11 protein-coding genes and 1 pseudogene are annotated in these 11,425 nt (G+C 60.7%); 6 read left to right on the forward strand and 6 right to left on the reverse strand.

What is annotated here, in order from left to right:
- Positions 1-38: 38 nt before the first annotated feature.
- On the reverse strand, positions 39-1,574 hold the full coding sequence (locus GSQ82_RS01070) for a sigma 54-interacting transcriptional regulator (protein ID WP_158790175.1): 1,536 nt from the start codon (positions 1,572-1,574) through the stop codon (positions 39-41).
- A gap of 322 nt (positions 1,575-1,896) precedes the next feature.
- On the reverse strand, positions 1,897-2,205 hold the full coding sequence (locus GSQ82_RS01075) for a lipopolysaccharide assembly protein LapB (RefSeq protein ID WP_158790176.1): 309 nt from the start codon (positions 2,203-2,205) through the stop codon (positions 1,897-1,899).
- Between the two features lie 131 nt (positions 2,206-2,336).
- Here GSQ82_RS01075 and GSQ82_RS01080 point away from each other — a divergent pair, with 131 nt between their 5' ends.
- The 6 genes from GSQ82_RS01080 (at position 2,337) to GSQ82_RS01105 (ending at position 8,502) form a co-directional block, all read left to right on the forward strand.
- A complete protein-coding gene (locus GSQ82_RS01080) occupies positions 2,337-2,858 on the forward strand; it encodes an acyl-CoA thioesterase (RefSeq protein WP_158790177.1) in 522 nt (173 codons plus the stop codon).
- 86 nt (positions 2,859-2,944) lie between these two features.
- The gene (locus GSQ82_RS01085; RefSeq protein ID WP_158790178.1) at positions 2,945-3,778 is read left to right on the forward strand and encodes an Mrp/NBP35 family ATP-binding protein; all 834 of its coding nucleotides are present in this window, start codon (positions 2,945-2,947) and stop codon (positions 3,776-3,778) included.
- Between the two features lie 137 nt (positions 3,779-3,915).
- Positions 3,916-4,995 (forward strand): heat-inducible transcriptional repressor HrcA, encoded by a 1,080-nt coding sequence (gene hrcA, locus GSQ82_RS01090; protein WP_158790179.1) that lies wholly within the window; start codon positions 3,916-3,918, stop codon positions 4,993-4,995.
- 401 nt (positions 4,996-5,396) lie between these two features.
- Positions 5,397-5,966 carry a nucleotide exchange factor GrpE gene (locus tag GSQ82_RS01095; protein WP_158790404.1) on the forward strand — a complete coding sequence of 190 codons (570 nt, stop codon included), beginning with the start codon at positions 5,397-5,399 and terminating at the stop codon, positions 5,964-5,966.
- Positions 5,967-6,374: 408 nt separating this feature from the next.
- Entirely contained in the window at positions 6,375-7,514 is a 1,140-nt protein-coding gene (gene dnaJ, locus GSQ82_RS01100; RefSeq protein ID WP_371417150.1) for a molecular chaperone DnaJ, read from the forward strand.
- 235 nt (positions 7,515-7,749) lie between these two features.
- Positions 7,750-8,502 carry a hypothetical protein gene (locus GSQ82_RS01105; RefSeq protein WP_158790181.1) on the forward strand — a complete coding sequence of 251 codons (753 nt, stop codon included), beginning with the start codon at positions 7,750-7,752 and terminating at the stop codon, positions 8,500-8,502.
- An 80-nt stretch (positions 8,503-8,582) separates the two neighbouring features.
- Here the strand turns inward: GSQ82_RS01105 and GSQ82_RS01110 are convergent, their stop codons facing one another.
- The 4 genes and pseudogenes from GSQ82_RS01110 to GSQ82_RS24635 form a co-directional block, all read right to left on the reverse strand.
- A complete protein-coding gene (locus tag GSQ82_RS01110; protein ID WP_158790182.1) occupies positions 8,583-9,302 on the reverse strand; it encodes a 16S rRNA (uracil(1498)-N(3))-methyltransferase in 720 nt (239 codons plus the stop codon).
- 26 nt (positions 9,303-9,328) lie between these two features.
- Positions 9,329-9,943: a hypothetical protein gene (locus tag GSQ82_RS01115; RefSeq protein ID WP_158790183.1), complete on the reverse strand. Its 615-nt coding sequence runs from the start codon at positions 9,941-9,943 to the stop codon at positions 9,329-9,331.
- A 121-nt stretch (positions 9,944-10,064) separates the two neighbouring features.
- Positions 10,065-11,186 carry an AI-2E family transporter gene (locus GSQ82_RS01120; protein WP_254061334.1) on the reverse strand — a complete coding sequence of 374 codons (1,122 nt, stop codon included), beginning with the start codon at positions 11,184-11,186 and terminating at the stop codon, positions 10,065-10,067.
- A 54-nt stretch (positions 11,187-11,240) separates the two neighbouring features.
- Positions 11,241-11,425 (reverse strand): annotated as a pseudogene (locus GSQ82_RS24635) (hypothetical protein); the annotation flags it as partial.

The following is an 11,425-nucleotide window of genomic DNA, read 5'->3' on the forward strand; positions in this document are numbered from 1 at the left end:
GCGCGCCCTTCGTTGTCATGGGCCGTGGATGCGCGGTTCTAGTTGAAGCCGCGGCGGGTGCGGTTGCGGGCGGATTCGTCGCGTTCGATCTCGCGTTCGCGCATCTTTTCGGCGTAGTTGGCGGCGTCGTTGTTGCGCTGTTTCTTTTCGGCGGCGGTGAAGGCGCGCTCTTCGGTGCGGCTGAGGCGTTTGTGGGCGTACATGCCTTCGAGGAGGAACTCGGCGGCGCTGACGGCGGTCTCGGGTTTGGACTTTGCGTTGATCTCCAAGGGTGAGAGCTTTTCGATGAGGCCCTGGATCTGTTTGAGTTCTTCGAGCGAGCCGAGGGAGGGCTGGGCGTCGTTGAGCTGGACGGTGCCTCCGAGGTTGAACCACTGCTCGATCTGCTGGGTGTTAGTGGCGGCGAAGTACTTGTCGAAGACGGTGGCGACGGCGGCGCGGATGATCTCGCGGATGACGGTGTCGGCGCCGCGCATCTCGCCTTCGTACTCGAGTTCGATCTTGCCGCTGATGCCGGGAAGGGCGGTGTAGATGTCGCCTACGCGGGGGATGACGAGGGTTTCACCGTGGAGGAGGGCGCGACGCTCGGCGTTGGAGATGACGAGCTCCATGGTGCTGATGGGAAGGCGCTGGGAGACGCCGCTGCGCTTGTCGACCTTTTTGTCTTCGCGTGCGGAGAAGGCGATCTGCTCGACGATCTGGCGGATGTAGTGGGGGATCTCGATGTTGGAGGAGGGTCGGGTGGACCAGGCCTCCTGCGCGGTGATGGCGATGCCCTCTTCGACGTCTTCGGGATAGTGGGTGCGGATCTCGCTGCCGATGCGGTCTTTTAGCGGGGTGACGATCTTGCCGCGGGCGGTGTAGTCCTCGGGATTTGCGCTGAAGACGATGGCTACGTCGAGGGGCAGGCGGACGGGATAGCCTTTAATCTGAACGTCGCCCTCCTGCATGATGTTGAAGAGGGCTACCTGGATCTTTCCGGCGAGGTCGGGGACTTCGTTGATGGCGAAGATGCCGCGGTTGGCGCGGGGGAGAAGGCCGTAGTGCATGGTGAGTTCGCTGCTGAGGTCCTGGTTGCTGCGGGCGGCCTTGATGGGGTCGATGTCGCCGACGAGGTCGGCTACGGTGACGTCGGGGGTGGCTAGTTTTTCTACGAAGCGGTCGTTGGGGGTGAGCCAGGCGATGGGGGTTTCGTCGCCCATCTTGGCGATGAGGTCGCGGCTGAACTTGGAGATAGGGGCGTAGGGGTTGTCGCGGATCTCGGAGCCGGCAATGTAGGGGCAGTGCGGGTCGAGCAGGGTGGTGAGGGAGCGGAGGATGCGGGACTTCGCCTGGCCGCGGAGGCCGAGGAGGATGAAGTTGTGTCTTGAGAGGACGGCGTTGACGATCTGGGGGACGACGGTGTCCTCGTAGCCGACGATGCCGGGGAAGAGCGGGGCCTTGGACTTCGCGGACGCACGGAGTTTGGCGATGAGATTTTCGCGGAGCTCGTCTTTGACACTGCGGGCGAGGCGGGAAGGGGTGTATTCGCTGGCGCGGAGCGCGCCCAGAGTGGTCGGGAGGGAAGTCGCCATGGTTCAAGTATAGATGTTTGGCGGGGATGAAAGGTTCGGGTTGATACGCAAGGAGTTTGATGGAGCGTGAAAATCAGGACTTCCAGGTGAGTCTGGCGATGGCAGATGGCGTGTGCGGGGCCAGAAAGCAGATTCCTTTGCTTCGCTGCGGAGTGACAACCATGAAGAACAGGCAACAGCTAGGATAGCGGTAAACACAGATTCCCTTCGGGAATGACAACAGAAAAGCAAAGACAAACGCAGGTCCTTCGACTACACCTCTCGCGGTGATGCTGCGAGAGGTGTCGCTCAGGTTGACACCGTTTTTTGTTATTTAAGTGAGCTAGGAGAGATCGTCGCGGAGGGCTTCCATCTCGGCGAGGGCGTGCTGGTTGCCGGTGCGGTTGGCGGCGGCGATGCCGTGGTGGAGACGGTCGAGGGCTTCGCCGGCGCGGCCGAGTTTGGCGAGGGTCTGGGCGGACATCTGGTAGGCGGGGACGTAGTCGGGGTTGTGCTGGAGGAGGGCGGAGAACTCGGTGAGCGCGGTGTCGGGGTTGCCCTGGCTGATGTGTTCCATAGCGAGGCCGTAGCGGGCGAAGGCGTTGGTGGGGTCGGCGGTGAGGATCTCGGAGAGGGCGGCGATCTTATCCATAGGTTGATGGTCGGCTGAAGGGGGAAGGATTGCAAGTTTGGGGGAGCGGCTCGCTCCGAGAATGTTTATCTTGCGTGCTAAAGCTGCGTGAGGTGGGGTGCCCGGAATCGTGGGGATTTAGACTTGTAGGTATGAGCGAAGAAGTTGTGACGCGGACGGTGGCGGAGTCGCAGTCGGAGCGGAGCGAGATTGTGCTGCCGGCGGACTCAAATGCGCTGGGAACCTTGTTTGGCGGGCGGTTGATGCAGTACATCGATCTGGTGGGGGCGATGGCGGCGAGTCGTCATGCGCGGGCGTTTACGGTGACGGCGAGTATGGACCATCTGGATTTTGTGGCTCCGGTGCGGGTGGGGGAGCTGCTGATTCTGAAGGCGAGCGTGAATCGAGCTTTCCGGACGAGTATGGAGGTTGGGGTTCGGGTGATGGTGGAGGATGTGCGGGAGCAGAAGTTGCGGCATGTCTCTTCGGCTTATCTGACGTTTGTGGCGGTGGATCGCGAGGGGAATCGGCTGGTGGTGCCGCAGGTGGTGCCGGAGACGGAGCATCAGAAGCGGCGGTACGAAGATGCTGGGCGGAGGCGCGAGATGCGGGCGGGAGAGACGCAGAGGAAGCGTGATATGCGGACGTCGCTGGGTGCGGGCTGGCATGTGTAGGGATTGATGGATTGCGAAGTTTTTGCGATTCGAAGAGATAGCTTGAGAACGACAACGTAAGGTAGTTGGTTTTTTAGGAGATGGTTATGGGACATATGGGAGCAGGAGCACCTCAAGGGCCGCAGCCGTTGCCGGGAGTGGCGCATGTAGTGGCGGTTGGCAGCGGTAAGGGCGGGGTCGGGAAGACGACAGTGGCGGTGAACCTGGCGGTTGCGCTGGGGAGGCTGGGGTATCGCGTTGGATTGATCGATGCGGATATCTATGGGCCGAATGTGCCGATGATGCTTGGGGTTTCGCGTCAGCCGAACATCGTGGGGGAGAACCGGATTGAACCGATTCTGTCGCATGGGGTGAAGTTTATCTCGGTGGGTTTGATCTCGCCGGGGGATAAGCCGATGGTGATGCGCGGGCCGATGTTGCATCAGATTATTCGTCAGTTTCTGCAGCAGGTGGATTGGGGAGAGTTGGATTACCTGATCGTCGATCTGCCGCCGGGGACGGGCGATGTGGTGATCTCGCTGGTGCAGACGGTGCCGCTGACCGGGGCGGTGGTGGTCTCGACGGGGTCGGGCGTGGCGCTGCAGGATGCGCGGAAGGCGCTGGAGATGTTCCACCAGGTGAAGGTGGAGGTGATCGGCATGGTGGAGAATATGTCGCAGATGACGCTGCCGGATGGGCAGGTGATCGACGTGTTTGGCGCTGGCGGGACGGAGCGGACGGCGGCGCAGTTTGGGCTGGAGTTTCTGGGAGCGGTGGAGCTGGATCCGCAGATTCGCGAGGGAGGGGATAAGGGGCTGCCGGTGGCGCTGGCGGGACCGGAGTCCAAGTTGGCGAGGAGCTTTTATGAGGTTGCGGCTAAGGTGGCGGCGAAGGCGAAGGAGATTGCGGATAAGAGTGAGGATGTGCTGGAGATCTCTTAGAGGCGATGTCCTGCCGGACGGGCCGCCTGCTCGGCGGGAGGTCACTTCGTGACTTTTGTGTCCCGTCGGGTGGTCCTCCCGTTGGTCGGAATTAGCGTGGCTTGACGGGTGGCGTAAGCTTGTGGGTGGAGGGGCGAATGGCGGATGCGGAGCGAGTGACGGCGCGGCAGAGAGCTATTCTGACGGCCATTGTGGAGAGCTATATCGAGACCGGGGAGCCGGTTGGGTCGGGTACGATCGCTCGGCTGCAAGGGGCTGACGGGACTGGATTTAGCTCGGCTACGGTGCGGAACGAGATGGCGGAGCTGGCCGATGCAGGGCTGCTGGAGCAGCCGCATACTTCGGCGGGGCGGGTGCCGACGGCGCGAGCGTTTCGGATGTATGTGGAGCAGTTGAGCGGCGGGGTGAATCGGCGGATCGATGGGTCGCGGTTGCCGGCGCGGTCGCGGATGCAGATTGATTCGAATTTTGTTGGACTTGCGGGGACGCAGGCGGTGCTGGAGCGGACCTCGCACGTGTTGGCTACGCTCTCGAGCGGCGTGGGAGTGGCGATTGTGGCGGCTGCGGAGGGCGACATGTTGGAGCATGTTCACTTCTCGCGGCTGACGCAGGCTCGGGTGCTGGCGGTGGTGGTGACGCGGAGCGGGATGGTGCGGGATCGCGTGCTGGTGCTGGATAAAGATGTGACGGCGCGGGAGTTAGAGGCGGCTGCGAACTTTTTGAATGAGAACTTTCGTGGCTGGAGTGTGGAGCGGGTGCGGGCGGAGCTGGCGCGGTTGGTGGAGCGGGAGCTGAGCGAGTATCGGTTGCTGGTGAACTCGGCGCAGGAGCTTTGGGTGCGGGCGGTGCCGGGGGATGAGGCGCGGGCGCAGACGGTGTATGTGGAGGGAGTGGCGAATCTCGTTGGGAGTCAGGAAGATAGGACGAGGCTGCGGGAGCTGCTAGTGGCGATGGAGGCGAAGGAGCGGCTGGTGGAACTGCTGAACGCGTATATCGATTCGCGGCAGGAGAGTGTGAGGGTGGTGTTCGATCTGGAGGAGCATGCGCCGGAGATGGCGGGGATGGTGTTAATTGCGGCGCCGGCGAGGATGGGGGGCGAGAGCCGGGGGACGGTGGGGGTGATTGGGCCGAAGCGGATGCACTACGAGAATACGATGAACGCGGTGGGGTATATCGCGCAGGTGTTTGACCGGATGCTTCATCCTCCAGGGGAGTGATTTTTTGCGGTTTTTTCGGGCGCTGGTGGAGGGTGCTTTTTGCTGGGGTTTTGAGAAGATTGGGTTGCGGGCGTGGTTTTTTGCTGGTGAGTTTGTGGTGGTTTGCGTGGTGAAGGTGTTTCGTTCGCAGGTGGTATGGCAGAGCAAAAGAGTACGCCATGTTTTAAGGGTTTATTCTTGCGTTCGTTGAAGGAAGGCATACCCTAGGGGCTAAAGCCCCATTCTTTGGCGAGACGGAGAGACTTAAGGCTAAAGCCTTGGGGTACCTCGTAGCCAAAACCTGGAACACAGCATCACAACGATATCTTCGCGTAGGGCGGATGAGGGATTTCGGGATGAACAGCAGAGAGCAGTTCGCGCGATGGGCCGGGATGGGCAACAATAGAAGAGGGAATACCACGATGGGGAGTAAAGACAAGATGCAGGATGAGATGACCGGACAGGAAATATTGGAGCCGGAGATGGTTGCGGATTCGGCTACGGAGCCGATCCATGAGGTGAGCCGCGTGCAGGCAGAGCTGGATCAGTTGAAGGGCGAGCGGGACCAGTTGCTGGATCGGCTGGCGCGGCTGCAGGCGGAGTTCGACAATGCGCGGAAGCGTGAGGTGAAGGAACGGGCGGACGCTCGGGACTATACGATCTCGAATACCGTGGAGCCGTTTCTGGGCGTGATGGATAACTTTCAGTTGGCGTTGAAGGCGGATGGTACGGCTGAGCAGCTTCGGGGCGGCGTGGAACTGATTCTGAAGCAGATGGAAGATGCGCTGAAGGGATTGAACGTGCAGGCGGTGGAGACGGTGGGGGCACAGTTCGACCCTCGCATCCACGAGGCACTGGGGAGCATCGAAACTAAGGAGTTTCCGGATCATCAGGTGCTGGAGGAGATTCGTCGGGGATACAAGATCCGCGAGAAGCTGCTGCGTCCGGCGCTGGTTAGGATTGCGGCGAATGCTGGACAGGTTTCGGATTAGGTTGGTTTGGGAAAGAAGGGCTTACCCCAGGGGCTAAAGCCCCCTTCTTCTCGATCCGGCGGAGAGATCCAAGGCTGAAGCCTTGGGCTACCCTAGAGACAAAGGAAGAAACAGATCCCTGCGGGATGACAGACAAAGGGGCTGGCAACAGCAGAAGCGACTGCAATGCAAACGCAGATCCCCCACGGGGATGACAAACAAAAAGCAACAACGACGACAAAAAGACAAGCAACAGCAGCGGTAACAAATAGGCAAGAGCAACAGCGATAGATAAAAGACAAGCAACAGCAACGATAAAAGATGGGCGACTGCAACGATAAAAGATGGGCGACTGCCGAAAGATGGGTAGGATTTGGGCGGTTTGGCACTAGATTAGAGAGAGATTTTTAGGATATGGCGACGGCAAACGTGACGAAACTGGATTACTACGAAGTATTGAGTGTCTCCCGGGATGCCAACGATCAGGAGTTGAAGACCTCCTATCGGAAGCTGGCGATGCAGTTTCATCCGGACCGGAATCCGGACGATCCTGGGGCGGAGGAGAAGTTCAAGGAGTGCAGCGAGGCGTACCAGGTGCTGAGCGATCCGGAGAAGCGGGCGGCTTATGACCGGTATGGGCATGCGGCGTTCCAGGGCAACGGCGGCGGTGGCGGCAATCCGTTTACGGGCGGGGGCTTCAGCGGCAATGCGCAGGACCTGGGAGATATCTTCGGCGATCTGTTCGGCGAGATGTTCAACATGGGTGGCGGTGGCGGACGCAAGGCTTCGCGTGTGCAGCGTGGGCGCGATCTGCGGTATGACCTGACGCTGGAGTTTGAAGAGGCGGTCTTCGGTAAAGAGAAGGAGATTACGATTCGCCGTATGGAGATGTGCACGGATTGCACGGGCACGGGCGCGGCGAAGGGTAAGGCTCCGGTGACGTGTACGCAGTGCGGCGGACGGGGGCAGCAGAGATTTCAGCAGGGGTTCTTCTCTGTGGCGAAGACCTGCTCGGTGTGCGGCGGGACGGGGACGCTGATTGTGGACCCGTGTATGGCGTGCAAGGGCGAGACGCGGGTGACGCGAGAGCACAGCATCCTGGTGAAGGTGCCGGCGGGCGTGGAGCAGGATACGCGAATTCGGTACCAGGGCGAGGGCGAGGCTGGGAAGTTTGCCGGGCCGGCGGGCGATCTGTACGTGGTGCTGAATGTGAAGTCGCATCGGTTCTTCGAGCGCGATGGAGATGATCTGCACTGCGTGATGCCGATCTCGTTTCCGCAGGCGGCGCTGGGAACGGAGTTGGAGATTCAGACGCTGGAGGGTCCGGCGACGATCAAGGTGCCGGAGGGGACGCAGAGCGGCAAGGAGTTCAAGCTGAAGAGCAAGGGCGTGCCGCATCTGAACTCGCATGGGAAGGGCGACCTGATCGTTGAGATTCGGGTGCGGACGCCGAGCAAGTTGAATAAGCAACAGAAAGAGTTACTAAAGCAGCTGAGCGATACGATGGTGGTGGAGAATACGCCGACGTCGCGTGGGTTGTTTGAGAAGGTGAAGGAGATCTTCAGCTAGAATTTTTTTGTTGTGCAAGCGTTGTGCGAGGTGCCCGGGCTTCGGCTTGGGCACTTTTGTTTTTGGGCTCGGAATGGCGAGTTTCGAGGCGATGAATTTTCTGTTACGAAAAGGTGACATTTCCACCGTCGCGAGGGGTGCGAGCAGCATCTACTTGAGTAGAGCAAAACTTCGCTAAGTAACGCTGCTTCAAGGTTTACAGGAATCTGTCGCCTTGGGCGGCGACAGGAGAACTATGTATAAATCGTGCTTTATCGCCCTTCTCGCATTTCCTGCTGCGCTCTACTCCCAGGATCTTGGACATGCCGGTGCTTCTGCTTCGGATGCGGGGTCTTCGATCTCGAGTTCGGCTGTATCCGGTCTGGCTGTCTCCAGCTCAGCTATCTCGAGTTCGGCTGACTCCAGCTCTACGGATGGGACAGCGGCAGAGGCTCCGGCGCCGATGGCGGCTGCAGGGACGGCGCAGGTGGATTCTTCGTCGCAGGGATTCTTTAGCAGGGGAGTCTTTATGAGGCGGAAGAAAGATACGCCGGTGGGATCGTTTACGGCGAGCTATGTGTACCGGTATGCTCCGGATTTGTTTGGAGCGGATCGGAGCCAGATGGGATGGTCGGCGGTTCCGGAGGTGAACTTTACGAAGTATGTTGGGCTGCAGGCTGAGTTCACCGGGCTGTATACGCGGTCGATCTATCCGGGGACGAACCAGTTTATGGCGGCGGCGGGACCTCGGTTTACGCTGGCTCCGCACCGCAAGATTACGCCGTTTGCGTTTGCGGAGGGCGGCATGATCCGGACGACGCATCAGTTGAGCGATGTGTCGGACTGGAATCCCGTGGTGACTGGCGGGATCGGGTTCGACTATAAGATCTCGCACAGCGTGGCGTTTCAACTGGTGCCGGGCGAGTACATGGGACAGAAGCAGGATGATGGGGACTGGAACCACAGCTTTGTGGCGAAGGCCGGGATTACGTTCAACCTGTTTCGGTAGAGTTTTGTGGATTTGAAGTTTGAGATTGGAAGAGAGGCTGTGTTGCGGATTTGGTTCGTGGGCGGCCTCTCTTTTTTGATTTAGAGGAAGTGGGTGGAGGCTATGGCGATGGCGGCGATGGCTGCGGTTTCGGCGCGGAGGATGCGGGGGCCGAGGGTGACGGGCTGCCAGTGATGCTGGGTGAAGAGAGCCATCTCTTCGGGTGTCCAACCGCCTTCGGGGCCTATGGCGAGGGCGGTGTCTGACTGGGTTTGCGTGGAGGCTTGCAGAGCGGCGGTGAGGGTGGTGGATTGCTCGGTTTCGCTGAGGAGGATGCGGGTGGGGGATTGTTCGGCGTCGAGGGCGAGTTTGATCGGGGTGGGGTCGGCGATGGTAGGGATGTCGGTGCGGCGGGACTGCTGGGAGGCTTCGTGGGCGATGCGGCGCCAGCGTTCTACGCGTTTGACTGAGGCAAGGGCGAGATGCTTTTCGGTGCGGCGGGCGAGGATGGGGGTGATGCGGGCGATGCCGAGTTCGGTGGCCTTCTCGATGGCCCACTCCAGGTGATCGAACTTGAAGACGGCGAGGAGGAGATGGAGAGGGAGGGCGGCGTCGGACTCGAGTTCTTCGTGGAGGGTGAAGAGGACTTCGGCTTCGGAGACGGAGGCGATCTCGGCTCGGTGAAGGAAGCCGTTGGCGACGACGTCGAAGATCTGGCCGGGTTGGGCGCGGAGGACGCGGGCGAGGTGGAGGGCCTGGTCGCCGGTGAGGGCTGCGGTGGTTGGGGTGCAGGTGTCGGCGATCCAGCGGCGGCGGGTCATTCTACTGATCGATTCTACTTTTTCTGTTATTGGGCTTGTGAGGATTTGTTGGGGGCGGGTTTTGGGGTGGCTTCGCTTCCGCGTCCGATGATGACGGTCTGCATACCTTGATGGTAGAGGTCGATGTTGAGGACGGCGTTGCGGCGGTGTAGCCAGACGTCCTGGGTGACGGGAAAGCGGAAGAGGATCATGCCTTCGACGGAGCCGCCGGGGTTGATCATGGTCTCGCGGAGGAGGGGTTCGGAGGCGAGGGGAACGAGGGCGGGGAAGGCGGCGTAGAGGGTGGGGAGATCGTTCTTCTCGATGGCGCTGGTGGTGAGCTGTTCGCCTTCGGCGGTGGTGAGGGTGGCGGTGAAGTCTTTGAGGAAGAGGGGAAGGCGGAGGTTGTCTTCGATGTGGAGGGTGGTGAGGACGTAGAGGTCGTCCTGGGCCTGGCCGTGGTTGACGAGGATGGAGTCGGACTGGAAGACAGTGTGGGCGGGATAGGTGGCGGTGTGGAGGACGGTGACGTCGGCGGTGCGGTGGGGAGTGAAGCGCAGGAACAAGGCCATGACGATACCGAGGATCAGAAACGCCAGTAGAACCGGGGCCAGGAGATTGCGTCGGGCGGGTTGGGAAAACTTCAGATCGGACACTGGCATAGAGGATAGCAAGGGTGCAACGATTTCAGAAGGTTAAAAACCGGGTAGAAATAGAACTTTAGTATGATGCTGAGCGGGCTAAGTGAGGATCGTTTTTAGATGAGCGGGGGGGTGCCGTGAGTCAGTCATGGCGGACGGCGTACTCCTCCAGCAGGACGGTGATGAGGGCGGCGGTGGGCACGGAGACGAGGGCTCCTACGATGCCGGCGAGGGCGGTGCCGAGGAGCAGGGCCACGAGGACGGTGAGACCCATGAGATTGACGCTGGAACGCATGATGCGGGGGGTGAGGAAGGCGTTTTCGATGTTGACGTAGATGGCGTAGAAGATCATGACACCGGCCATCTTAGTCCATGAGTCGAGCGCGGCGACAGCGGCTGCGACAAGGATGGTGATGACGCCTCCCGCGATGGGAATGAGGTTGAAAAGTCCCATGAGAAAGCCGAGGAGGAGGAAGTAACGAACGTGGAGGATGCCGAAGGTGATGGTGCTGGCGATTCCGAGGACGAGCATGAGGAGGCCCTGACCGAGGAGCCACTTGCTGATCTTGCGTTCGGCTTTTTTGAGGGTGTTGTTGAGGCGGTGGCGTTGCGTGTGGGGGAAGAGGGAGAGGAAGAAGTTGTAGGCGTGTTCGCCTTCGAGCATGAAGTAGATGCAGAGGAAGGCGGCGGTGAGGATATCGAAGACGTGGGAGAGCCAGAGGGGGAGCGAGGTGAAGAGGTAGGAGGCGGTGGCTCCGAAGTATCCTGCGGCGCGCTGGGCGAGGTTGTCGATACCGAACTTGTCGGCGAGGGGGAGTTTTTTGATGCGGGCGACGACGTCGGGTATGCGCTGGGGGAGGTCGGAGGAGAAGTTGCGAAGATCGCGAAGGACGGGGGGAAGGCCGGTGGTGAAGAAGAGGGAGAGAACGCCGGCGACGAGGGCGATGAGGATGACGATGGCGACGCCGCGGGAGGGATGGTATTGGCGGATCTGGATCTGCCGGATGCGGTTGACGGCGGGCATGAGAACGACGGCGAAGAGGGCGCTGACGTAGAGGATCAGCAGCTCCTTCTGGAGGGTCCATGCGAGGGCGAGGAGAAGGACGACGAGAAAGAAGAAGAGGATGTGGCCGCGAACTTCGGCGCGTGTGCGCTTCTGGTATGGGGTGAGGTCGACGGGCGTGGGGTCGGGCGGCGTGGTGGTCAGCGGCTTCTCCTGTTTTCCTGAATGCTGACTATGTGATGCAGATAGTGTGCGCTTCAAGGAGTCAGGGAAGGGAGTACGGAGTTTGAGTCATGCCGGTGACAGCTGATTGGGTCAGGTTTGCTGGAGTCTTGCGAGGGCTGGGGTCTCTTCTTGGGTGTTGGTGGGGCCGTGTTTCTCTTCGAGGCCGTATTTTTGCTGGAGTCCGAGGAGGAGGGCTTCGACGGTCTGGGTGGGGGTGAGGTCGGCGGTTTCGATGGTGAGGCCGGCGAGGCGGCGGTAGAGGGGATGGCGGCGGG

It is taken from the genome of Granulicella sp. L60 (assembly GCF_009765825.1).
Classification (GTDB): Bacteria; Acidobacteriota; Terriglobia; order Terriglobales; family Acidobacteriaceae; genus Edaphobacter.